The sequence below is a fragment of the Bradyrhizobium sp. HKCCYLRH1030 genome (assembly GCF_051168395.1).
GTDB lineage: Bacteria > Pseudomonadota > Alphaproteobacteria > Rhizobiales > Xanthobacteraceae > Bradyrhizobium.
Map to the genome: position 1 here is coordinate 831,712 of NZ_JBNPUY010000002.1, position 24,110 is coordinate 855,821.

Below are 24,110 nucleotides of genomic sequence, written 5' to 3' on the forward strand. Positions count from 1 at the left end.
GTCGTGACAGCCCCTAGGGAATTGATGGCTAGCGCGTGAGAATTTGTGGGTGATGCCACGTCGGGACTTGCTTGTCTCTGTGGCGGCGCAGTTAGAAAGCTTCTATAAGCCCGACCTTGATGCAGCACACAATCGCCCGCTGCAAGCCATCCGGCGCCTCGCGCTGACGGTTCTTAAATACCCCCTCCGGGTATACAGATCAATTGGGATTTCCACGCATGACCTCGCTCGACAGCTTCAAGTGTCGCAAGACCCTCAAGGTCGGAACGAAGAGCTACATCTATTACAGCTTGCCCACAGCCGAGAAGAACGGTCTCAAGGACATCTCCAAGCTGCCGTATTCGATGAAGGTGCTGCTCGAGAACCTGCTGCGCAACGAGGACGGCCGCACCGTCACCAAGGACGACATCGTCGCGGTGTCCAAATGGCTGCGCAAGAAGTCGCTGGAGCATGAGATCGCCTTCCGCCCGGCGCGCGTGCTGATGCAGGATTTCACCGGCGTGCCGGCGGTGGTCGACCTCGCGGCGATGCGCAACGCGATGCAGAAGCTGGGCGGCGATGCCGAGAAGATCAACCCGCTGGTGCCGGTCGATCTCGTCATCGACCACTCGGTGATCGTGAACTACTTCGGTGACAACAAGGCGTTCGGCAAGAACGTCGCCGAGGAGTACAAGCAGAACCAGGAGCGTTACGAATTCCTGAAATGGGGCCAAAAGGCGTTCTCGAACTTCTCCGTCGTGCCGCCCGGCACCGGCATCTGCCACCAGGTCAACCTCGAATACCTGGCGCAGACGGTCTGGACCAAGAAGGAGAAGATGACGGTCGGCCGCACCAAGGGCACCTTCGAGGTCGCCTATCCGGATTCGCTGGTCGGCACTGACTCCCACACCACCATGGTCAATGGTCTCGCCGTGCTCGGCTGGGGCGTTGGCGGCATCGAGGCCGAGGCCTGCATGCTCGGCCAGCCGCTGTCGATGCTGCTGCCAGACGTCGTCGGCTTCAAGCTGACCGGCGCGCTGAAGGAAGGCGTGACCGCGACGGATCTCGTGCTGACCGTCACCCAGATGCTGCGCAAGCTCGGCGTGGTCGGCAAGTTCGTCGAGTTCTTCGGCCCCGGCCTCGACCATCTCTCGGTCGCCGACAAGTCGACCATTGCCAACATGGCTCCGGAATACGGCGCGACCTGCGGCTTCTTCCCGGTTGACGCCGCCACCATCGACTATCTCAAGACCTCGGGTCGCAAGGCGCCGCGCGTCGCGCTGGTCGAGGCCTATGCCAAGGCGCAGGGTCTGTTCCGCACTGCCAAGTCGCCGGACCCGGTGTTCACGCAGACGCTGACCCTCGATCTCGCCGACGTCGTGCCGTCGATGGCCGGTCCGAAGCGTCCCGAAGGCCGCATCGCGCTGCCGGCGGTGGCCGAAGGCTTCGCGACCGCGCTGGCTGGGGAGTACAAGAAGCCCGACGCTGCGCAGCGCTTCCCGGTCGAGGGCAAGGACTTCGACATCGGCCATGGCGACGTCGTCATCGCCGCCATCACCTCCTGCACCAACACCTCGAATCCGAGCGTGCTGATCGGCGCCGGCCTCTTGGCCCGCAACGCCGCCGCCAAGGGCCTCAAGGCCAAGCCGTGGGTGAAGACCTCCCTCGCTCCCGGCAGTCAGGTGGTTGCCGAATACCTTGCCAACTCGGGCCTGCAGAAGGACCTCGACAAGGTCGGCTTCAACCTCGTCGGATTCGGCTGCACCACCTGCATCGGCAATTCCGGCCCGCTGCCGGAGGAGATCTCGAAGTCGATCAACGACAACGGCGTGGTCGCGGCGGCCGTGCTGTCGGGTAACCGCAACTTCGAAGGCCGCGTCTCGCCGGACGTGCAGGCCAACTATCTGGCCTCGCCGCCGCTGGTCGTGGCCTATGCGCTGGCCGGCACCGTGACCAAGGATCTTTCGGTCGAGCCGATCGGCATCGGCAAGGACAAGAAGCCGGTCTACCTGAAGGACATCTGGCCGACGACCAAGGAGGTCAACGACTTCGTCAAGAAGTTCGTCAAGGCGTCGATCTTCAAGAAGCGCTACGCCGACGTGTTCAAGGGCGACACCAACTGGCGCAAGATCAAGACGGTCGAGAGCGAGACCTATCGCTGGAACATGTCGTCGACCTACGTGCAGAACCCGCCGTATTTCGAGGGCATGAAGAAGGAGCCCGAGCCGATCAAGGACATCGTCGAGGCCCGCGTGCTGGCGCTGTTCGGCGACAAGATCACGACCGACCACATCTCGCCGGCCGGTTCGATCAAGCTGACTTCGCCTGCCGGCAAGTTCCTTAGCGAACACCAGGTCCGCCCGGCGGACTTCAACCAGTATGGCACGCGCCGCGGCAATCACGAGATCATGATGCGCGGCACCTTCGCCAACATCCGCATCAAGAACTTCATGCTCAAGGGTGCCGACGGCAACATTCCCGAGGGCGGCCTGACCAAGCACTGGCCCGACGGCGAGCAGATGTCGATCTACGACGCCGCGATGAAGTATCAGGAAGAGGGCGTGCCGCTGGTGGTGTTCGCCGGCGCCGAATACGGCAACGGTTCGTCGCGCGACTGGGCCGCCAAAGGTACCCGGCTGCTGGGCGTCCGTGCCGTGATCTGCCAGAGCTTCGAGCGCATCCATCGCTCCAATCTGGTGGGTATGGGCGTGCTGCCGCTCACCTTCCAGGAAGGCACGTCCTGGTCCTCGCTCGGCCTCAAGGGCGACGAGAAGGTTACCATCAAGGGCCTGCAAGGCGACCTGAAGCCGCGCCAAACCCTGACCGCCGAGATCGTCTCGGCCGACGGTGCGGCGCAGCAGGTGCCGTTGCTCTGCCGGATCGATACGCTCGACGAGCTCGACTACTACCGCAACGGCGGCATCCTGCAGTACGTGCTGCGCAAGCTCGCCGCTTAACCAACGCGCGATGCGACAGTTTGGCTCACTCTGAAGTGAGTAGCGGGTGATGAAGGAGGCGGCCTATGACAAAGGCCGCCTCTTTTGCATTTTCGGTTTGTTAACTACGAGGACGGCATCGCGGATGCAGTGATGCACAGGGCGCAGCGGACGGTGGTCCAGACGGGACAGTGGCGATGAGTGGACAGATGTCGTGGTGGTCGCGCGCAGCGCTGAGTGTCTGTGCGGTCATCGCTTTCGTCCGGCCCGCTGCGTCCGATCCCCGTGCGGTGATCGAACTCTTCACCTCGCAAGGCTGTTCGTCCTGCCCGCCGGCTGACAAGATCCTCGGCGAGCTCGCCAGAGATCCTTCGGTGATCGCGCTGTCCCTGCCGATAGACTACTGGGACTATCTCGGCTGGAAGGACACGCTGGCCGACTCCCGCTTCACGGCCCGGCAGCGGGCCTATTCTCGTGCGCGCGGCGACCGCGAGGTCTATACGCCGCAGGCGGTGGTCAACGGCTCCGTGCATGTGATCGGCAGCGACCGCGAGGCGATCGAGGGCGCCATCGAGGAGACCGTCCAGGGTGGCAGCGTGATGTCGGTGCCGGTGAGGCTGTCGGTCGACGGCCAGGACCTTACTGTCTCCGTGGCCGCGGCCAACGACCAGATGCCGCGCAAGCACGGCGAGGTCTGGGTCTGCTCGATCTCGCGGGTGGTCCCGATCTCGGTCGGCCGCGGCGAGAACAGCGGCCGTGACCTGACCTATTACAACGTCGTTCGCGGGCTTCAGAAGCTGGGTGACTGGAACGGGTCGCCGGTCAGATGGAGCGTGCCGCTGGAGAAGATCGCCCGCGAGGGCGTCGATGGCACCGTCGTCTATGTGCAGGACGGCAGTCGCGACCGCCCTGGGCCGATGCTCGGGGCCGCCTTTTCCGAGTTGCCGTTGGGCGGACGGGCTTCAGCAACGGCGCGCGGTCCCGAGCGCTGATCTTCCGTCGTCCTGATCTTCGTTTTCGCTGACCTGCGTTGGGCGCGTCACGTCCGTGCGACGGCGTGTCCCGACAATCTTACGCGCAGCTCACGCCAGAAAAGCAAAAGGACCAACTTGCGTTGGCCCTTTGCCTTACTTGTGAATAGACCCGATCCTGACGACCCCGGGGGGCTGGGGGCTGAGGAATCCGGAACCGAAAGGACCGGGCCAACGCACACGAATCTTATGCCGAAGGTCGGGGGCGGTCGGTGGGCGGAAAGACGGCGCGATTATGATTCTGCTAACGATCCCGTGACGCTTGCGTGTTCGCGGAACCGACGGCCTCGCAGGCTCGGTCGAACTTCAACAACGAAAACGGCCCCTTGCGGCTTCTGCCGGATGGCGCGATCATGTCACACGGATGACAGGAGGACGCCAATGAACCTCACGCCGGAGGACGCCGACCCCAGCGAGAACCGCGCGGCGGCGCGCAGTGCGGCCGCAGCGCCGAGCCGGGTGACGTTCGACCGCCTGGAGCTGAACCGCATCCTGAACCTCTACGGCCGCATGGTCGCCGACGGCGAGTGGCGCGACTATTCGATCGACTTCCTGCGTGACCGGGCCGTCTTCTCCGTGTTTCGCCGGGCGTCCGAGGTGCCGATCTACCGCATCGAGAAGGATCCGCGTCTCGCACGCAAGCAGGGCATGTACAGCGTGATCTCGGCCACCGGGCTGATCCTGCGCCGCGGCCACGAGCTCGAGCGCGTGCTGCTGGTGATCGCGCCCAAACCAGCCCTGGTTTGATCCCACGCGCTCCGGCTTGATCATGACATTCCGACTGGCGCTGCCTTACGCCGGGACGTCGCTGCTCCCGGCCCCGAGCGGGCGCTGCATCATCACGGTATCGAGCCAGCGGCCGAATTTCAGGCCGACGCTCGGGTGGGTGCCGATCATCTGGAAGCCGCAGGCGGTATGCAGCCCGACCGAGCCGGAATTGGCGGAGTCGCCGATGACGGCGATCATCTGGCGAAAGCCTCCCTCCTCACAGGCGTCGATCAGCCGCCGCATCAGGCGCATCCCGATGCCGCGACGCTGGCTGGCCGGAGCGAGATAGACCGAGTTCTCCACCGTGAAGCGATAGGCAGGGCGGGGCCGGTAGGGCCCGGCATAGGCATAGCCCACCACCTCTCCGTCCAGCAGGGCAGCGAAATAGGGGAAGCCGCCGTCGCGGAGCGCCCGGAAGCGGCGCGTCATCTCCGCCAGATCCGGAGGGTCGAGCTCGAAGGTGGCCGTGCCCTCGCGGACGGCTTGGCCGTAGATGGCGGTGATGGCGGGAAGGTCGGCCTCCTGGGTGGGCCGGATTTCAATGTCGGACATGGGGGGAAGCATACCCAGGCGGACGCGGCGATCAATCCGGCCTCGCGGCATGGCTGCCGCTGCGGCTTTGCGCCGGTCACAATCGGGGTTTGTGCAAACGAAAAGCCCCGGCGGTGAGGCCGGGGCTTCGAAGGTCGCTCGTTCGAGCGCTTGGATCAGTCGCGCTGTCCGAGCAACTGCAGCAGCAGCGTGAACAGGTTGATGAAGTTCAAGTACAGCGACAGGGCGCCGGTGATTGCCGCGCGCTCCGCGATGTCGCCGCCCGCGGAAGCGTAGCCGTAGATGTACTCGTTCTTCAGACGCTGCGTGTCCCAGGCGGTCAGGCCGGCGAACACGAACACGCCGATCACCGAGACGATGAACTGCAGCATCGAGCTCGCCAGGAACAGGTTCACGAGGCTCGCCAGCACGATGCCGATCAGGCCCATGAACAGGAACGAGCCCATGCCCGTCATGTCACGCTTGGTCGTGTAGCCGTAGAGGCTCAGCGCGCCGAACGTCGCCGCGGTGATGAAGAACACCCGCACGATCGAGGTGTGGGTGTACACCAGGAAGATCGACGACAGCGAGATGCCCATCGAGGCCGAGAACACCCAGAACAGGATCTGTGCGGTCGACGGCGCCAAGCGGTTGATGCCGGCCGAGATCGCGAACACCATGACCAGGGGGGCCAGGATGAACAGCCACTTCAGCGGGCTCACGAACATCGCGTAGCCGAACTGCGTCAGATAGGCGTTACCGAACTTGAACACGCCGGCCGCGGGATCGCCGGTCACCGACGCCATGTAGACGCCCAGTGCCGCAAGGCCGGTGATGGCCAGGCCGATGCTCATGTAATTGTAGATGCGCAGCATGTAGGCGCGCAGACCGGCGTCGACGGTCGCGGCATCGGCGCGCCCGGCCACCCGGCCAAAGGGTGAAGCATAGTTGCGGTCTAGGTCCGACATGGTCGATTCCCGTTGGTTGCCCGGCAGCCCGGTCCTGACAGGACCTTCGGCCGGTTCTCGAAAAACCCTATCTCATACCCACTGCTGCAGATATTAAATTTGCGTCATCGGCAAATTCGCCATCTTTTGGCAGGTCTCTGAGCCCATTCCCTAGATGGGAAACTAGCATATCCGCCGCAAGCTTCCACGCGCGGCTGAATGTCGCTCCGCGCGCGTCCCAGCCGCAGAAATCGCGTTAACCGTGCGGCATGAGCGCGCAAGTCGCTACAGATTCCGAAGAACCGTCGCGGGCTTCTGGTTGAGCGCCAGCAGCGTGCCGGCCAGACCGAGGCCGACCGTCACGATCAGCGCGGCTACGACGACCAGCGCGGCGCTGCCGGCCTGCCAGGCGAAGCTCAACGTCATCAGCCGGGTCACGATCAGCCAGGCGGACACCGAGCCGGCGATGACGCCGAACGCGGCGGTGGCAAACCCGATCATCAGATATTCCAGCGCGTAGGCGCCGAGCAGCCGCAGCCTTGTCGCGCCCAGGGTCTTCAGGATGACGGCATCGTAGACCCGGTGGCGGTGGCCGGCTGCCAGCGCGCCGCCCAGCACCAGGATGGCCGAGATCAGCGTCACCGCACTGGCGCCGCGGATGGCGAGCGCGAGGTTGGAGACCACCGAGCCCACCGTCTCCATCACCTCGCGGACCCGCACGCTGGTCACCATCGGGAAGGCGTCGGCCACCTTGCGGATGACACGGGCATCCTCGGCGGTATCGGAGCGCGCCTCGGTGAGGGTGGCGACATGGGTGTGCGGCGCTCCCTTGAAGGCATTCGGGGAGAACACCAGCACGAAATTGATGCCGAGCCCCTGCCAGTCGATGGTGCGCATGTTCCCGATCCGCGCCGTGATGTCGCGTCCGAGCACGTTGACCACGATGTCGTCACCGAGCTTGAGGCCGAGACCGTCGGCGATCCGCTTCTCGATCGAAACCAGCGGCGGGCCGCTGTAGGTCTCGCCCCACCACTCGCCCTCGACGACCTTGGATCCTTTGGGAACTTCGGCGGTATAGGTCAGGCCCCGGTCGCTCTGCAGCACCCATTCGGTGTCCGTCGTCGCCTTGAGGTCCTCGGCGCGCACGCCGCGGGCGGAGACGATGCGCCCGCGCAGCATCGGCACGTCTTCGACAGTGGATTGAGGGGCGAGGTCCCTGAGGAAGTCGCGGAAGCGGTCGGCCTCGCCGGAGGGGACGTCGATGAAGAAAAAGGACGGCGCCTGTTCCGGCAGTTGAGCCAGGAACTGGCGTCGCAGATTGCCGTCGATCTGGGTAATCGTGACCAGCACGGCGAGTCCCAGCCCGAGCGAGAGCACCACGGACGGTGTCAGCGCGCCCGGGCGATAGATATTGCTGACCGCCAGCCGCAGCATCGGGAAGCGGCTGCGCGGCAGGGCGCGCGCAATCGCCATCACCGCGGCGGCAATGCCGCGCAACAGCACGAACACCAGCGCGGCGGCGACGACGAACACGGCTGCGATGCGCTTGTCGTAGGACAGTCCGATCACGACCGCGATCAGCAGCGCGACGGTGCCCGCGATCAGCACCAGATAGCTCCAGCGCGGACGGTGCCATTCGGCGATGACCGCCTCGCGGAACAACGCCGCCACCGGCACGTCGCGTATGCGCCCGAGCGGCCACAGACCGAACGCCAGTGCGGTGAGCAGACCATAGACGAAGGACAGCGCCAGCTCGTCCGAATGAATGGCCGGGATCACGGGCAGCGGCAGGATGTTGCCGAACAGCCCGACGATGGCAAACGGCAGGGCCGCCCCGGCGCTGAGGCCGATGATCGAACCGATCGTGGCGAGCACCATCACCTGCACGAGGTAGATGCCGAACACGTCGCGGCTGGTGGCGCCGAGGGCCTTGAAGGCCGCGATCACCTCGGTCCGACGGTCGACATGGCTCTTGACCGCATTGGCGACGCCGACGCCGCCGACCAGCAGGGCGGCGAGACCGACCAGGGTGAGGAACTGGGTGAAGCGGCCGATCGTCCGCTCCAGTTGCGGCGAGGCGTTGCTGCGGCTGCGGATCTCCCATCCCGCCGAGGGCAGCGTCAGGCGGGTATCGGCGATGAAGGACGCCGCGGCGTGGTCGTCCTTGGCATTGTCGGGCAGCCGGACCCGGTAGGTCCAGCGCACTAGGCTGCCCGGCTGCAGCAGCGGTGTGGCCCGCAGGCCCGCCTCGCTGATCAGGAAGCGTGGCCCGAGGCCGATGCCGCCGGACAATTTGTCGGGCTCGGCCTGCAGCGCGCTGCGAATCTGGAAGCGGACCGTGTCGATGGTGACGGTGTCGCCGATCCTCAGATCGAGCCGAGCCAGCAGCGCCGGATCCGCCGCAGCTCCGTAGACGCCGTCGCGCTCAGCCAGGATGTCGGCCATCGGCAGATCTGGCTGGAGCTCGGCCTTGCCGAGCAGCGGATAGGCGTTGTCGACCGCCTTCAGCTCGACCAGCGCCAGCTTGGCGTCGCCCGAGCGCACCATGGCGCGCAGGGTCGCAGCCAGCGACAGCGTTCCACGCGAGCGCAGGAAGTCGATCTCCTCCGGCTTGGCCTCGCGCTGAAACAGTGAAAAGGCAACGTCGCCGCCGAGCAGCGTGCGTCCTTCGCGAACCAGGCCGTCGTTGAGGCTCGCCGCCACCGAGCCGACACCGGCAATGGCGAGCACGCCCAGCGCGATGCAGGCGATGAAGACGTAGAAGCCGCGCAGGCCGCCCCGCAGCTCGCGCAACGCGTAGCGCACGGGCAGCGCGGCCATGCGGCCGCCGGCGATCGGTTCAGCGACGGTGGTCATGCGAGGGCCGGCTCGTGCGCGCCGCCGTCGGCTTCGATTCGCCCCGAGCGCAGCCGGACCACGCGGTCGCAACGATGCGCAAGCCCGCTGTCATGGGTCACCAGCACCAGCGTCATGCCGCGCTCGGCATGCTTGGTGAACAGCAGGTCCACGATCTGCCGTCCGGTGGTCTCGTCGAGATTGCCGGTCGGCTCGTCGGCCACCAGAATGGCCGGGTCCGGCGCAAGTGCCCGCGCCAGCGCCACGCGCTGCTGCTCGCCGCCCGAGAGCTGGGTCGGATAGTGGTGCAGCCGGTGTCCGAGTCCGACCGAATCCAGCTCGCGGGCGGCGCGCTCGGCGGCGCCGGAATGGCCCGCCAGCTCCAGCGGCACCGCGACATTCTCCAGCGCCGTCATGGTCGGGATCAGATGGAAGGACTGGAAGACGATGCCGACCTGGCGGCCGCGGAACCGCGCCAGAGCGTCCTCGTCCAGGGCATTGAAAGCGGTCCCGTTGACCACCACCTCACCCCCATCAGGACGTTCCAGCCCCGCCATCACCATCAGCAATGTGGACTTGCCAGAGCCCGACGGTCCGATCAGACCGATCGTCTCGCCCTGTCCCACCCGCAGGCTGATGTCCTTGAGGATATGGACCCGCGCCGCGCCGGTGCCGAGCGAGAGGTTGACGTTCGAGATGGTAATGGTGTCCGGCGCAAGGCCGGCCAAAGGCGAGGTTTCGATGAGACTGTCCATGGCTCGGTCATATGGCAACTCCGCAAGCCGGGTCGAGAGGCGCGGACATATCTTCGTGCACATACTCGTGTTGATGCTCGCCTTGATGACAGTCGGGCCCGCGTTCGCGGGTGCCGAGGCCGTCAAGCCGATCAAGCTCGTCGTTCTCGGCGATTCCTTGAGCGCGGGACTCGGCCTGTCCGCCTCGGATGCGTTTCCAGCCAAGCTGCAGAAGGCGTTGCAGGCCAAGGGGCTGCCGATCGACCTCACCAATGCCGGCGTGTCCGGGGACACCTCGTCCGGCGGCCGCGACCGGCTCGACTGGTCGGTGCCGGAGGGGACCGAAGCGGTCATCGTCGAGCTCGGCGCCAATGACGCGCTGCGCGGCATCGATCCCGCCGTGACGCGCAAGGCTTTGAGCGAGATCGTGGCCCGGCTGAAGGCTAGGGGCATCGCCGTGATGCTGTGCGGCATGCTGGCGCCGCCGAATTTCGGCAGCGACTACGCCGCGAAATTCAACGCGATCTACCCCGATCTCGCCAAGCAGTTCGACGTGCCGCTGTATCCATTCCTCCTCGATGGCGTCGCCGCCGACGCCAAGCTGAACCAGGCCGACGGCATCCACCCCACTGCGGCGGGCGTCGACATCATCGTGTCCAGGCTGTTGCCTACGGCGGAAGCATTCCTGCGTCCGCTTCGTGGGCAATGACGGAACGAAGCGCCGCGTCGATCATTTGCGATAACCTTAAGGACCGGGTTTTCCGCAGCTTTTACCGGCGTTAACCCGCCTTCCGTCGCGGAGTCATATAAGTTCGGTAGGAATGATGCATTGGCGATTCGTCGTCGATCATTTCTCGAAGGCATGATCTCGTCAATTTTCGAGATCAGCCTCCAGCATCGGGAGTCCCGAAACGATGCCGCGTTTGTTTACTGGACTGGAAATCCCGGCCGAGGTTGGCCACACGCTTTCCGGTTTGCGGGGTGGCCTCCCCGGCGCCCGCTGGATCGATCCCGAAAATTACCATGTGACGTTGCGTTTCATCGGTGACATTGACGGCGCCTCCGCCAACGAGATCGCCTCGATGCTGTGGCGGGTGAACCGCAAGCCGTTCGAAGTGACGGTGCAGGGTCTTTCCAGCTTCGGCGGCCGCAAGCCGCGCGCCGTCGTTGCCAACGTCGCGCCGAGCCGCCCCCTGATCGAGCTGCAGGCCGAGCTCGAGCGGCTCATGCAGCGGATCGGGCTCGATCCGGAGGGCCGCAAATTCGTGCCCCACGTCACGCTGGCGCGGCTGCACGATGCGTCGAGCCAGGACGTCGCCGACTATCTCTCCGTCCGCGGCTATTTCCCGAGCCGCGTGTTCATGGCCGAGCGCTTCGTGCTGTTTTCGTCGCGTGCCTCGACCGGCGGCGGGCCCTATGTGGTCGAGGACGCCTACGACCTCTCGCCGGGGGTGAGGTCTGCAGCGGGGTCGTTCAAGCCAGCCGTTCGCTGAGGCCGGGAGCGAAGACGAACGTCGTTAGCCCCGGACTAACGATCACGGCGGCGTTTGCGTGCCATATACCACGACCACACGGCTCCGACGCATGGCGGCTTCCACCATTTGCGGATTGCATTTTGCGTAAGTCTCATGACCTAGAGTGGGCTCATGCTGTCCACTCCGTCAGACGCGTTCCGCGCGCAATATCAGTCTTTGGTCGATACCGGTGCGATCGAGGCCGACCTCGCCCAGGCCGAGGTCGCCGACGCCCTGGCGGCGCTGGAGCGCCGGCTCTCCACCTACAAGCCCACGCGCAAGCAAGGCTTGTTGGGCCGCCTTTTTGCCGACAAGAGCGAGCCGCCGAACGGCCTCTATGTCCACGGCGAGGTCGGGCGCGGCAAGACCATGCTGATGGACCTGTTCTTCCAGAACTGTCCCGTCGAGCACAAGCGCCGCGCGCATTTTCACGAATTCATGGCCGAGGTGCATGAGCGCATCTACGGCTACCGCCAGAACATCGCGCGCGGCGAGCTCGCCGATGCCGATGTGATCGGTCTCACGGCGCAGGCGATCTTCGATCAGGCCTGGCTGCTCTGTTTCGACGAATTCCATGTCACCGACATCGCCGACGCGATGATCCTGGGACGTCTGTTCGCCAGGCTGTTCGAGCTCGGCACGGTGGTGGTGGCGACCTCCAACGTCGCGCCTGAAGACCTCTACAAAGGCGGCCTCAACCGCGCGCTGTTCCTGCCCTTCATCAAGCAGATTGCCGACCACATGGACGTGATGCGGCTGGACGCGCGCACCGATTTCCGGCTGGAGAAGCTGGCCGGCGTGAAGATGTGGCTGGTGCCGGCCGATGTCGACGCGCGAGCGGCGCTCGACAAGGCCTGGGCGCGGCTCACGGGCCATGCCAAGTGCAAGCCGCGCGACATGACGATCAAGGGGCGCATCCTGCACGTCCCGTGCTCCGCCAACGGCGTCGCCCGCTTCGATTTTGCCGATCTCTGCGAGAAGCCGCTGGCGGCCTCGGACTATCTGCGGCTCGCGCACGACTATCATACGATCCTGATCGATCACGTTCCGGTCATGGATCTGGCCGAGCGCAATGCCGCCAAGCGGTTCATCACCCTGATCGATACGCTCTACGACAACGCCGTGAAGCTGATCGCCTCCGCCGAAGCCGACCCGATTTCGCTCTACGTCGCGACCGAGGGCATCGAGGCCATGGAGTTCAAGCGGACCACCTCGCGCCTGATCGAGATGGGTTCGGACTCCTATCTGGCCCTGCCGCACGGGCGGAAGGACTCGGCGGCATCTGGGACTTCCACGGGGTTGGTCGAAACCTGACAAATACTGGAGTTTTGGCGAACGCCAGCCGCCGGGCACACAGCCGCGAAAAGGCCACGCCAATCATGCTGAAAGGATCATCAGCAGCCGTCGCCCGGTCCTGATCGAAATCAAGGCAGGCCCGTCAATTGGCCATAGCTTGACTTGAACGGCCGGGGCGAAAGGGATAACCACCAGTCGACTTTTCAACCTCCCTCACTCCTTCGGGTTCAAAGGAAAATTTGCCATGGCGCGCGACAAGATTGCTTTGATTGGCTCCGGTCAGATCGGCGGAACGCTGGCTCACCTCGTCGGCCTCAAGGAGCTCGGCGACGTCGTGATGTTCGACATTGCCGAAGGCGTTCCGCAGGGCAAGGCGCTCGACATCGCCCAGTCATCGCCGGTCGACGGCTTCGACGCGCACTACACCGGCGCCAACTCCTATGAGGCGCTCGACAACGCCAAGGTGTGCATCGTTACGGCGGGCGTACCGCGCAAGCCGGGCATGAGCCGCGACGACCTCTTGTCGATCAACCTGAAGGTGATGGAGCAGGTCGGCGCCGGCATCAAGAAGTACGCGCCCGACGCCTTCGTCATCTGCATCACCAATCCGCTCGACGCGATGGTCTGGGCGCTGCAGAAGGCCTCGGGGCTTCCGGCCAAGAAGGTCGTCGGCATGGCCGGCGTGCTCGACTCGGCGCGTTTCCGCTACTTCCTGGCTGATGAGTTCAACGTCTCGGTCGAGGACGTCACCGCCTTCGTGCTTGGCGGTCATGGCGACACCATGGTTCCGCTGACCAAGTACTCGACCGTTGCCGGCATTCCGCTGCCCGACCTCGTCAAGATGGGCTGGACGTCGCAGGCCCGCATCGACGAGATCGTCGATCGCACCCGCAACGGCGGCGCCGAGATCGTCAACCTGCTGAAGACCGGCTCCGCCTACTACGCTCCGGCGGCGTCGGCGATCGCAATGGCCGAGAGCTATCTGCGCGACAAGAAGCGGGTGCTGCCCTGCGCGGCGCATCTCAACGGCGAGTTCGGCGTCAAGGACATGTATGTCGGCGTGCCCGTCGTGATCGGCTCCAAGGGTGTCGAGCGCATCGTCGAGATCGAGCTCGCCGGCAAGGACCGCGAGGCGTTCGACAAGTCGGTCGCCGCCGTGCAGGGCCTGGTCGACGCCTGCAAGAAGATCGCGCCCGACCTGCTCGGCCGCTGATCAGGGGTCATTCACGGGGCGTAATCTCGCCCACATCGAGTTGCAGGATGTTTGGTATATGGTATACCAGGCATCCTAACAACAATTCTGGTCGTCACCCCATCGCGGGTTCGGGGAGCAAGCGCTTATGAACATTCACGAATATCAGGCCAAGGCACTGCTGCACGAGTTCGGCGTGCCGATTTCCAAGGGCGTGCCGGTTCTCCGTCCGGAGGACGCGGATGCGGCGGCGAAGACGCTCGGTGGCCCGGTCTGGGTCGTGAAGAGCCAGATCCACGCCGGTGGCCGTGGCAAGGGCAAGTTCAAGGAGGCCTCGGCCGGCGACAAGGGTGGCGTCCGCCTCGCCAAGTCGATCGACGAGGTCAACACTTTCGCCAAGCAGATGCTGGGCGCGACGCTGGTGACCGTGCAGACCGGCCCCGACGGCAAGCAGGTCAATCGCCTCTACATCGAGGACGGCTCGGATATCGACAAGGAGTTCTATCTGTCGCTGCTGGTCGACCGCGAGACCTCGAGGGTCGCCTTCGTGGTGTCGACCGAAGGCGGCGTCAACATCGAGGACGTCGCCCACGAGACCCCCGAGAAGATCGTGACCTTCTCGGTCGACCCGGCCACCGGCGTCATGGGCCATCACGGCCGCGCCGTCGCCAAGGCGCTGAAGCTCTCCGGCGACCTCGCCAAGCAGGCCGAGAAGCTCACCACCCAACTCTACAATGCGTTCGTCGCCAAGGACATGGCGATGCTCGAGATCAACCCGCTGGTCGTCACCAAGCAGGGCCAGCTGCGCGTGCTCGACGCCAAGGTGTCGTTCGACTCCAACGCGCTGTTCAAGCACCCGGAAGTCGTCGCGCTGCGTGACGAGACCGAGGAAGATGCCAAGGAGATCGAGGCCTCCAAATACGACCTCAACTACGTTGCGCTCGACGGCACCATCGGCTGCATGGTCAACGGCGCCGGCCTTGCCATGGCGACGATGGACATCATCAAGCTCTACGGCATGGAGCCCGCCAACTTCCTCGACGTCGGCGGTGGCGCCAGCAAGGAGAAGGTCGCGGCGGCGTTCAAGATCATCACCGCCGACCCGAACGTGAAGGGCATCCTGGTCAACATCTTCGGCGGCATCATGAAGTGCGATGTCATCGCCGAGGGCGTCGTGGCCGCGGTCAAGGAAGTCGGCCTGAAGGTGCCGCTCGTGGTGCGCCTCGAAGGCACCAATGTCGATCTCGGCAAGAAGATCATCAGCGAGTCCGGTCTGAACGTGCTGCCCGCCGACAATCTCGACGACGCCGCGCAGAAGATCGTCAAGGCCGTCAAGGGAGGCTGAGCGCCGGTCCAGGCGCTCGCTCATTCCTCACCGCAACGCTTTTAGAGAAAGCACGATGTCCATCCTCATCGACAAGAACACCAAGGTCATCTGCCAGGGCTTCACTGGCAAGAACGGCACCTTCCACTCCGAGGCGGCGATCGCCTACGGCACCAAGATGGTCGGCGGCACGTCGCCGGGCAAAGGCGGCTCGACCCACCTCGGCCTGCCCGTGTTCGACACCGTCAAGGAGGCCCGCGAGGCCACCGGGGCCGACGCCTCGGTGATCTACGTCCCGCCGCCGGGCGCCGCCGACGCGATCTGCGAGGCGATCGACGCCGAGGTCCCGCTGATCGTCTGCATCACCGAGGGCATCCCGGTGCTGGACATGGTCCGCGTCAAGCGCTCGCTGCAGGGCTCCAAGTCGCGCCTGATCGGGCCGAACTGCCCGGGCGTGATGACCGCTGGCGAGTGCAAGATCGGCATCATGCCGGCCAACATCTTCAAGCCCGGTTCGGTCGGCATCGTGTCGCGCTCCGGCACGCTGACCTACGAGGCGGTGTTCCAGACCACCTCGGAAGGTCTCGGCCAGACCACGGCGGTCGGCATCGGCGGTGATCCGGTCAAGGGCACCGAGTTCATCGACATGCTCGAGATGTTCCTCGCTGACCCCAAGACCACCTCGATCATCATGATCGGTGAGATCGGCGGCTCGGCCGAGGAGGACGCGGCGCAGTTCATCAAGGACGAAGCCAAGCGCGGTCGCAAGAAACCGATGGTGGGATTCATCGCCGGCGTCACCGCGCCTCCCGGCCGTCGCATGGGTCATGCCGGCGCGATCATCTCCGGCGGCAAGGGCGATGCCGGCTCGAAGACGGCCGCGATGGAAGCGGCTGGTATTACCGTGTCGCCGTCGCCTGCGCGGCTCGGAAAGACGCTTGTCGAAAAGTTGAAATCCTGATTCAGGACTTAGTGCTTTTCGGCGCGAATATTTACAATAAATAAGGTAAACGGTCCTAACCCGAGCCTGATCCGCGTCCCCCGCGGGTCAGGCATTGCGCCGTTTTGATTGGGCGCATCGAAATTACCAGGACGCCACCATGTCTCGCCAAGATGCGAACGCCGCCTTCGCCCTGTCGTCTTTTCTGCAGGGCACCAATGCCACCTACATCGATGAGATCTACGCCCGCTACGAGAAGGATCCCGCTTCGGTCGACCCGGAATGGCAGGAGTTCTTCAAGAGCCTGAAGGATGCGCCGGCCGACGTGCAGAAGAATGCGTCGGGCCCCTCCTGGGCGCGCAGCAACTGGCCGGTCTCCCCCCGGGACGAATTGACCTCGGCGCTGGACGGCAACTGGGCCGTCGTCGAGAAGAAGGTCGGCGAGAAGATTGCGCAGAAGGCTCAGGCCAAGGGCGTCGAATTGTCGGCGGCCGACGTCAACCAGGCCACCCGCGACTCCGTCCGCGCGTTGATGCTGATCCGCGCCTACCGCATGCGCGGCCACTTCCACGCCAAGCTCGATCCGCTCGGCATCGAGGCGCCGCGCAACCGCGAGGAGCTGGACCCGCGTTCCTACGGTTTCACCGAGGCCGACTACGACCGCAAGATCTTCCTCGATCACGTGCTCGGCCTCGAATACGGCAGCTTGCGCGAGATCGTCGCGATCTGCGAGCGCACCTATTGCCAGACGCTTGGCGTCGAGTTCATGCACATCACGAACGCGGCGCAGAAGGCCTGGATCCAGGAGCGCATCGAGGGGCCGGACAAGGAGATCTCGTTCACCCGTGAGGGCCGTCGCGCGATTCTGCAGAAGCTGATCGAATCCGAAGGCTTCGAGAAGTTCTGCGACGTCAAGTTCACCGGCACCAAGCGCTTCGGTCTCGACGGCGGCGAGTCGCTGATCCCGGCGCTGGAGCAGATCATCAAGCGCGGCGGCAATCTCGGCGTGAAGGAGATCGTGCTGGGCATGCCGCATCGCGGCCGCCTCAACGTGCTGACCCAGGTCATGGGCAAGCCGCATCGCGCGCTGTTCCACGAGTTCAAGGGCGGCTCGGCCAATCCCGACGCGGTCGAAGGCTCCGGCGACGTCAAGTACCACCTCGGCGCCTCCTCGGACCGCGAGTTCGACGGCAATCGCATCCACCTGTCGCTGACCGCCAACCCCTCGCATCTCGAGATCGTCGACCCCGTGGTGCTCGGCAAGGTCCGCGCCAAGCAGGACCAGCACGGCGATCCGCCCGACATGCGCATCTCGGTGCTGCCGCTCTTGATGCATGGCGACGCTGCGTTCGCCGGCCAGGGCGTGGTGGCGGAGTGCTTCGCGCTGTCGGATCTGAAAGGCTACCGGACCGGTGGCTCGATTCATTTCATCGTCAACAACCAGATCGGCTTCACGACCTATCCGCGCTATTCGCGCTCGTCGCCCTATCCGTCCGACGTCGCCAAGATGATCGATGCGCCGATCTTCCACGTGAACGGTGACGATCCTGAAGCGGTGGTGTTCGCGGCCAAGGTCGCGACCGAGTTCCGGCAGAAGTTCCACAAGCCGGTCGTCATCGACATGTTCTGCTACCGCAGGCATGGCCACAACGAAGGTGACGAGCCGGCTTTCACCCAGCCGGTGATGTACAAGAAGATCGCCGGCCATCCGTCGACCTTGGAGATCTACTCCAAGCGGCTGGTCGCCGAAGGCGTGATGACCGAGGGCGAGGTCGACAAGGCCAAGGCCGACTGGCGCGCCCGTCTCGACGCCGAGTTCGAGGCCGGCACGAGCTATCGTCCGAACAAGGCCGACTGGCTCGACGGCAAGTGGGCGGGTTTCAAGTCCGCCGACCAGGAGGAGGAGGCGCGCCGCGGCGTCACCGGCGTCGAGATCGACCGCCTCAAGGAGATCGGCCGCAAGATCACCAAGGTGCCGGACGGCTTCCGCCTGCATCGGACGATCCAGCGTTTCCTCGAGAACCGCGCCAAGGCGATCGAGAGCGGCATCGGGCTCGACTGGGCGACCGGCGAGGCGCTGGCGTACTGCTCGCTGCTGCTCGAAGGCCACAAGGTTCGCCTCTCCGGCCAGGACAGCGAGCGCGGCACCTTCTCGCAGCGCCATTCGGTGCTGATCGATCAGGAGGACGAGAGCCGCTACACGCCGTTCAACCATCTGGCGCCGGAGCAGGGCCACTTCGAGGTCATCAACTCGCTACTGTCCGAAGAAGCCGTGCTCGGCTTCGAATACGGCTATTCGCTCGCAGAGCCGACCGCGCTGACCCTGTGGGAGGCGCAGTTCGGCGACTTCGCCAACGGCGCTCAGGTGTTGTTCGACCAGTTCATCTCGTCGGGCGAGCGCAAATGGTTGCGCATGTCCGGCCTGGTCTGCCTGCTGCCGCACGGCTATGAGGGCCAGGGCCCCGAGCATTCCTCGGCACGCCTCGAGCGCTATCTGCAGATGTGCGCCGAGGACAACATGCAGGTGGTCTATCCGACCACGCCGGCAAACTACTTCCACGTGCTGCGCCGGCAGCTGCATCGCGAGATCCGCAAGCCGCTGATCGTGATGACGCCGAAATCGCTGCTGCGCCACAAGCGCGCGGTGTCGCGGCTCGAGGAGCTCGCCAAGGGCACCACGTTCCATCGCATCCTGTACGATGACGCCCAGATGCAGGCGGACGACAAGACCAAGCTGGTGCCGGACGACCAGATCCGCCGCATCGTGCTGTGCTCGGGCAAGGTATATTACGATCTCTACGACGAGCGCGAGAAGCGCGGGCTCAACGACGTCTACCTGATGCGCGTCGAGCAGCTCTATCCGGTGCCACTCAAGGCGCTGGTCGCCGAGCTCGGCCGCTTCAAGAACGCAGAAGTCGTGTGGTGTCAGGAAGAGCCGCGCAACATGGGCGCGTGGCACTTCATCGAGCCGTATCTCGAGTGGGTGCTGAACCAGACCGGCGGCAAGAGCAAGCGTCCGCGCTATGCCGGCCGTGCTGCGTCGGCCGCGACCGCCACGGGCCTGATGTCCAAGCATCTCGCCCAGCTGAAGGCGCTGCTCGACGAAGCCCTGAACTGAACCTGCCTTTTTTGACGCGCCCCGCAATCTGCGGGGCGCAAGTACATCGCGTTGATCGTCCGTCCCGCATCGCTTGCTCGCCGCAAGGCGATGGCGGACCGGCTTTATGACCGCACGGGTTATTGAGGATAAAGACCATGACTGAAATTCGCGTTCCGACGCTGGGTGAATCCGTCACCGAAGCCACCATCGGCCGCTGGTTCAAGAAGGCAGGCGACGCCGTGGCGGTCGACGAGCCCCTCGTCGAGCTCGAGACCGACAAGGTCACGATCGAGGTGCCCGCGCCTTCGGCCGGCACCTTGGGCGAGATCATCGCCAAGGATGGTGAGACGGTCGCCGTCGGCGCGCTGCTCGGCCAGATCACGGATGGCGCCGTGGCTGCCAAGCCCGCCGCTGCTGCTCCGGCTCCGGCGAAGCCGGCTGCCGCTGCGCCGCCGGCTGCGGCTCCCGCCCCTGCCAAGGCGCTGCCCGCCGATACCCCGCAGGCGCCGTCGGTTCGCAAGCTCTCGGCCGAGAGCGGCGTCGATGCGACCACCGTGCCGGGCTCCGGCAAGGACGGCCGCGTCACCAAGGGCGACATGCTGGCCGCCATCGAGCGCGCAGCGTCCGCGCCGACCCCGGTCAATCAGCCCGCCGCCTCGGTCCAGGTGCGTGCGCCGTCGCCGGCCGACGACGCCGCGCGCGAGGAGCGCGTGAAGATGACGCGGCTGCGCCAGACCATCGCGCGCCGCCTCAAGGACGTGCAGAACACCGCGGCGATGCTGACGACCTTCAACGAGGTCGACATGACCAACGTCATGGCGCTGCGCAGCCAGTACAAGGACGTGTTCGAGAAGAAGCACGGCTCCAAGCTCGGCTTCATGGGCTTCTTCACCAAGGCCGTGGTGCAGGCGCTCAAGGACATCCCGGCGGTCAACGCCGAGATCGACGGCACCGACCTGATCTACAAGAACTACTATCACATCGGCGTCGCCGTCGGCACCGACAAGGGCCTGGTCGTGCCCGTCGTGCGCGACTGCGACCACAAGTCGATCGCCGACATCGAGAAGGGCATCGCCGATTTCGGCCGCCGCGCCCGTGACGGCCAGCTCAAGATCGACGAGATGCAGGGCGGCACCTTCACCATCACCAATGGCGGCATCTACGGCTCGCTGATGTCGACCCCGATCCTGAACGCGCCGCAGTCCGGCATCCTCGGCATGCACAAGATCCAGGAGCGCCCGGTGGTGGTCGGCGGCAAGATCGAAGTCCGCCCGATGATGTATCTGGCGCTGTCCTACGATCACCGCGTCATCGACGGCAAGGAAGCCGTGACGTTCCTGGTGCGAGTCAAGGAAAGCCTGGAGGATCCGGCACGGCTCGTGCTGGATCTCTGAGGGCACGCGACGACTTGAAGACATGAGGCGCGCTTCATGAGCGCGCCTCAGACCTAACGGGGGCCATCATGACCGACAGGGTTGCAGTGATCACCGGCGGCAGCCGCGGCATCGGCCGCGCCACCGCCATCGCCGCCGCATCGCGCGGCTTCAAGATCGTGGTCGGCTACGCCTCCAACGAGGCCGCCGCGCAGAGCACGGTGGCCGCGATCGAGGCCAAGAACGGCAAGGCCATCGCAGTCAAATGCGACGTCGGCCGCGAGCACGACATCCTCGCTCTCTTCAAGGCGGCGGACAAGTTCGGCACGCTCGGCGCGCTCATCAACAACGCCGGCATCGTCGGTCCGACCACGCGCGTCGACGAGATGAGCGCGGAGCGCATCGAGCGTTTGATGGCGGTCAACGTCACCGGCAGCATCCTGTGCGCACGTGAGGCGGTGAAGCGCATGTCGACGCGGCATGGCGGACAGGGCGGCGTGATCATCAACCTGTCGTCGGTCGCCGCCAAGCTCGGCTCGCCGAATACCTACGTCGATTATGCGGCGTCGAAGGGCGCGATCGATTCCTTCACCGTCGGCCTCGGTCATGAGGTCGCCAATGAAGGCATCCGCGTCGCCGCCATTCGCCCAGGGCTGATCGACACTGATATCCACGCCTCCGGCGGCGAGCCCGATCGCGCCCATCGTCTCGCCCCGCTGGTGCCGATGAAGCGCGTCGGCACCGCGGAGGAAATCGCCAATGCCATCGTCTGGCTGCTGTCGGACGAGGCTTCCTATGTCACTTCGGCCATTCTCGACGTGTCGGGCGGACGCTGACGACCGTCGCTATCTCTGACTTGCAAGCTTACGGAACATTCGATCATGGCATCCTACGATCTCGTCGTCATCGGCACCGGACCCGGTGGTTATGTTTGCGCCATCCGCGCAGCACAGCTCGGCATGAAGGTGGCCGTGGTCGAGAAGAACGCCACCCTCGGCGGCACCTGTCTCAATGTCGGCTGCATGCCGTCGAAGGCGCTGCTGCACGCCTCGGAGCTGTTCGAGGAAGCCGGGCACTCCTTCGCCAAGATGGGCATCAAGGTGCCCCAGCCCGAGATCGATCTGCCGGCGATGATGAACTTCAAGCAGCAGGGCATTGACGGCAACGTCAAGGGCGTCGAGTTCCTGATGAAGAAGAACAAGATCGACGTGCTCGTGGGCAAGGGCAAGATCCTCGGCACCGGCAAGCTGCAGGTCACCGGCAATGACGGCGCCGTGCAGACCGTCGAGACCAAGAACATCGTGATCGCGACGGGCTCGGACATCGCGCGGCTCAAGGGCATCGAGATCGATGAGAAGCGCATCGTGTCCTCGACCGGAGCTCTGTCGCTGGACAAGGTGCCTTCGACGCTCTTGGTGGTCGGCGCCGGCGTGATCGGGCTCGAACTCGGCTCGGTGTGGCGCCGCCTCGGCGCCAAGGTCACCGTGGTCGAATTCCTCGATCGCATCCTGCCCGGCATGGATGGCGAGATCGCCAAGCAGTTCCAACGAATCCTCGAGAAGCAGGGCTTTGCGTTCAAGCTCGGTGCCAAGGTGACCGGTGTCGACACCTCTGGCACGACGCTCTCGGCCATGATCGAGCCGGCGGCCGGCGGCGCTGCCGAGAAGATCGAAGCCGACGTGGTGCTCGTGGCGATCGGCCGCGTGCCCTACACCGAGGGACTCGGGCTGCAGGAAGCGGGCGTCGCGCTCGACAACCGCGGCCGCGTCCAGATCGACCATCATTTCGCGACCAGCGTGCCCGGCGTCTACGCCATCGGCGACGTCGTTGCAGGGCCGATGCTCGCGCACAAGGCGGAGGACGAGGGCGTCGCGGTGGCCGAGATCCTCGCGGGCCAGGCCGGGCACGTGAACTACGACGTCATTCCAGGCGTGGTCTACACGACGCCCGAAGTGGCCTCCGTCGGCAAGACCGAGGACGAGCTGAAGCAGGCCGGCGTCGCCTATACCGTCGGGAAGTTTCCGTTTACCGCGAATGGCCGTTCCAAGGTCAACCAGACCACTGACGGTTTCGTGAAGATCCTAGCCGATGCGAAGACGGATCGCGTGCTCGGCGCCCATATCATCGGCCGCGAGGCCGGGGAAATCATTCACGAGGCCGCCGTATTGATGGAGTTCGGTGGCTCTGCCGAGGATCTCGCGCGCACCTGCCACGCGCATCCGACACGGTCGGAGGCCGTGAAGGAAGCCGCGCTTGCGGTGGGTAAGCGGGCCATCCATATGTGATGGACGCCCGGAGGCGCCTTCGGTGGGTGCGACAAAACGCCCGCTTATGACGCTGAACCGAACGGCAAGGCGCGAGGTCGTATCGTCATAGCGGCCTCAACCCGCGAGGCCTGGCGGAGATGGAGTCCGATGCTGCGCCGCCTGCTTCAGCCGTTCTGGGTTCTGCTTGCGATCATCTTCCTGATCGAAGCCTGGCTGTGGGACCATCTCGAGCCGATCGTGGCGCGCATCGTCGCCGCGATACCGCTGCGTAGCTTCAAGCACTGGCTGGCCGCGCGCATCGAGACCCTGTCGCCGGCGCTGACCCTGATCGTCTTCGTCGTGCCGGTCGTGCTGCTGTTTCCGCTCAAGCTGATCGGCATGTGGCTTTTGATGCACCAGCAGTGGAAGTTTGCGCTGGCCACGATCGTGTTCGGCAAGATCGTCGGTGTCGGCGTCACCGCCTTCATCTTCGATGTGACGCGCAGCAAGCTGCTGCAGATGTCCTGGTTCGCGTGGCTCTACGAGGCCGTGCTCGCGCTGCGCAGGAAAGCCGCGGCGCTGGTCGATCCTATCAAGCAGCGCATCCGCGAGATCATCCACGGCAATGCCGATGGCTGGTCATCGCGCGTGCTGCGCGTGATCATGCGCTTCCGCAGGAGCGTGCAGCAGGCGCGGTAGTGGTGGTCGCGACGTCGCAAGCCAGTTGCTGTCGCTGACCTCAGTGCAGATGCAAGAGATGCGGCTGGAACAGGCCGAGCAGCGTCATGGCAATACCGATCAGCGCGAGCCCTCCGGAGGCCCAGGCCAGAACGATCATTCCTGTGATGATCGTCGCCGACGCCAGCACGATGCCGATCTGGAAGGCGGCCGACGCCAGCTCATAGTGGTGGTACTTCGCCGTCGCCTCGTCGCGCTCATGCTCGGCATGCTTGGCGCGCTCCGCCAACTGCTCGCTGCCTTCGCCGGTCTCGGGCTCGGAGCGATAGCGCGCAGCATTCTTCTGCCAATCGTCGATCTGCTTCTGCAACGCCGCCTTGGCCGCCTCGTCAGGCAGCGCCGGCAAGCTCAGTTTGCCCTGCTCGGCGGCGGTCTGCACCACGGTGCGGCGAACGGTCTTGGCCTGGAAGAAGGCCCAGAGATTCGAGGCCTCGACGTTCTTGCTGATGGATTCGGTCTGCGCGCCCTTGCCGAGCGTTTCGGACAGGGCCAGGAACAGGGCGATGACGGCGATCAGCAGCGCGATCTTCTTGTTTTCGCCGGACGCATGCTCGGCATGCTCCGCATGCTCCATGCTCTCATGTGCGCTCATCTGTTCCCCTCCGGATCAAGCTGCCAAGACGATT

At 65.1% G+C, this 24,110-nt stretch carries 19 protein-coding genes; 14 read left to right on the forward strand and 5 right to left on the reverse strand.

The window, feature by feature from the left end:
- Positions 1-218 precede the first annotated feature (218 nt).
- The 3 genes from acnA to ACQR1E_RS09230 all read left to right on the forward strand — a co-directional run bounded on the left by acnA (position 219) and on the right by ACQR1E_RS09230 (position 4,693).
- On the forward strand, positions 219-2,936 hold the full coding sequence (acnA, locus tag ACQR1E_RS09220) for an aconitate hydratase AcnA (protein ID WP_434896930.1): 2,718 nt from the start codon (positions 219-221) through the stop codon (positions 2,934-2,936).
- A 188-nt stretch (positions 2,937-3,124) separates the two neighbouring features.
- A complete protein-coding gene (locus ACQR1E_RS09225; protein ID WP_315716182.1) occupies positions 3,125-3,907 on the forward strand; it encodes a DUF1223 domain-containing protein in 783 nt (260 codons plus the stop codon).
- Between the two features lie 420 nt (positions 3,908-4,327).
- Positions 4,328-4,693: a DUF2794 domain-containing protein gene (locus ACQR1E_RS09230; RefSeq protein WP_315750627.1), complete on the forward strand. Its 366-nt coding sequence runs from the start codon at positions 4,328-4,330 to the stop codon at positions 4,691-4,693.
- A 45-nt stretch (positions 4,694-4,738) separates the two neighbouring features.
- Here ACQR1E_RS09230 and ACQR1E_RS09235 read toward each other — a convergent pair whose 3' ends face one another.
- From ACQR1E_RS09235 to ACQR1E_RS09250, 4 genes are all read right to left on the reverse strand, one after another.
- Positions 4,739-5,266, reverse strand: coding sequence for a GNAT family N-acetyltransferase (locus tag ACQR1E_RS09235; protein ID WP_315716183.1), 528 nt, complete (start codon positions 5,264-5,266; stop codon positions 4,739-4,741).
- 155 nt (positions 5,267-5,421) lie between these two features.
- The gene (locus ACQR1E_RS09240; protein ID WP_434896931.1) at positions 5,422-6,213 is read right to left on the reverse strand and encodes a Bax inhibitor-1/YccA family protein; all 792 of its coding nucleotides are present in this window, start codon (positions 6,211-6,213) and stop codon (positions 5,422-5,424) included.
- A gap of 264 nt (positions 6,214-6,477) precedes the next feature.
- A complete protein-coding gene (locus ACQR1E_RS09245) occupies positions 6,478-9,048 on the reverse strand; it encodes an ABC transporter permease (protein WP_434871768.1) in 2,571 nt (856 codons plus the stop codon).
- Positions 9,045-9,782 (reverse strand): ABC transporter ATP-binding protein, encoded by a 738-nt coding sequence (locus ACQR1E_RS09250; RefSeq protein WP_315750630.1) that lies wholly within the window; start codon positions 9,780-9,782, stop codon positions 9,045-9,047. The genes ACQR1E_RS09245 and ACQR1E_RS09250 overlap by 4 nt, the downstream gene beginning before the upstream one ends.
- Positions 9,783-9,837: 55 nt before the next feature.
- Here ACQR1E_RS09250 and ACQR1E_RS09255 point away from each other — a divergent pair, with 55 nt between their 5' ends.
- The 11 genes from ACQR1E_RS09255 to ACQR1E_RS09305 all read left to right on the forward strand — a co-directional run bounded on the left by ACQR1E_RS09255 (position 9,838) and on the right by ACQR1E_RS09305 (position 23,445).
- Positions 9,838-10,470, forward strand: coding sequence for an arylesterase (locus ACQR1E_RS09255; RefSeq protein WP_315750842.1), 633 nt, complete (start codon positions 9,838-9,840; stop codon positions 10,468-10,470).
- Positions 10,471-10,675: 205 nt separating this feature from the next.
- Positions 10,676-11,254 (forward strand): RNA 2',3'-cyclic phosphodiesterase, encoded by a 579-nt coding sequence (thpR, locus tag ACQR1E_RS09260; protein ID WP_315715923.1) that lies wholly within the window; start codon positions 10,676-10,678, stop codon positions 11,252-11,254.
- Positions 11,255-11,407: 153 nt separating this feature from the next.
- Complete coding sequence (gene zapE, locus ACQR1E_RS09265; protein ID WP_315715924.1) at positions 11,408-12,589, forward strand: cell division protein ZapE; 1,182 nt, start codon at positions 11,408-11,410, stop codon at positions 12,587-12,589.
- A 226-nt stretch (positions 12,590-12,815) separates the two neighbouring features.
- The gene (gene mdh, locus ACQR1E_RS09270) at positions 12,816-13,784 is read left to right on the forward strand and encodes a malate dehydrogenase (RefSeq protein ID WP_009031546.1); all 969 of its coding nucleotides are present in this window, start codon (positions 12,816-12,818) and stop codon (positions 13,782-13,784) included.
- Between the two features lie 127 nt (positions 13,785-13,911).
- The gene (sucC, locus tag ACQR1E_RS09275) at positions 13,912-15,108 is read left to right on the forward strand and encodes an ADP-forming succinate--CoA ligase subunit beta (RefSeq protein WP_315715925.1); all 1,197 of its coding nucleotides are present in this window, start codon (positions 13,912-13,914) and stop codon (positions 15,106-15,108) included.
- Positions 15,109-15,163: 55 nt separating this feature from the next.
- A complete protein-coding gene (gene sucD / locus ACQR1E_RS09280) occupies positions 15,164-16,048 on the forward strand; it encodes a succinate--CoA ligase subunit alpha (protein ID WP_172184319.1) in 885 nt (294 codons plus the stop codon).
- Between the two features lie 139 nt (positions 16,049-16,187).
- Complete coding sequence (locus tag ACQR1E_RS09285; protein ID WP_315750632.1) at positions 16,188-19,145, forward strand: 2-oxoglutarate dehydrogenase E1 component; 2,958 nt, start codon at positions 16,188-16,190, stop codon at positions 19,143-19,145.
- 137 nt (positions 19,146-19,282) lie between these two features.
- Positions 19,283-20,521 carry a 2-oxoglutarate dehydrogenase complex dihydrolipoyllysine-residue succinyltransferase gene (gene odhB, locus ACQR1E_RS09290; protein ID WP_315715927.1) on the forward strand — a complete coding sequence of 413 codons (1,239 nt, stop codon included), beginning with the start codon at positions 19,283-19,285 and terminating at the stop codon, positions 20,519-20,521.
- A 68-nt stretch (positions 20,522-20,589) separates the two neighbouring features.
- Entirely contained in the window at positions 20,590-21,336 is a 747-nt protein-coding gene (locus tag ACQR1E_RS09295) for an SDR family oxidoreductase (RefSeq protein ID WP_315715928.1), read from the forward strand.
- Positions 21,337-21,381: 45 nt separating this feature from the next.
- A complete protein-coding gene (gene lpdA / locus ACQR1E_RS09300; RefSeq protein WP_315715929.1) occupies positions 21,382-22,785 on the forward strand; it encodes a dihydrolipoyl dehydrogenase in 1,404 nt (467 codons plus the stop codon).
- Between the two features lie 129 nt (positions 22,786-22,914).
- Entirely contained in the window at positions 22,915-23,445 is a 531-nt protein-coding gene (locus ACQR1E_RS09305; RefSeq protein ID WP_315715930.1) for a hypothetical protein, read from the forward strand.
- 40 nt (positions 23,446-23,485) lie between these two features.
- Here the strand turns inward: ACQR1E_RS09305 and ACQR1E_RS09310 are convergent, their stop codons facing one another.
- Entirely contained in the window at positions 23,486-24,076 is a 591-nt protein-coding gene (locus ACQR1E_RS09310) for a DUF4337 domain-containing protein (protein WP_315715931.1), read from the reverse strand.
- Positions 24,077-24,110: the final 34 nt, after the last annotated feature.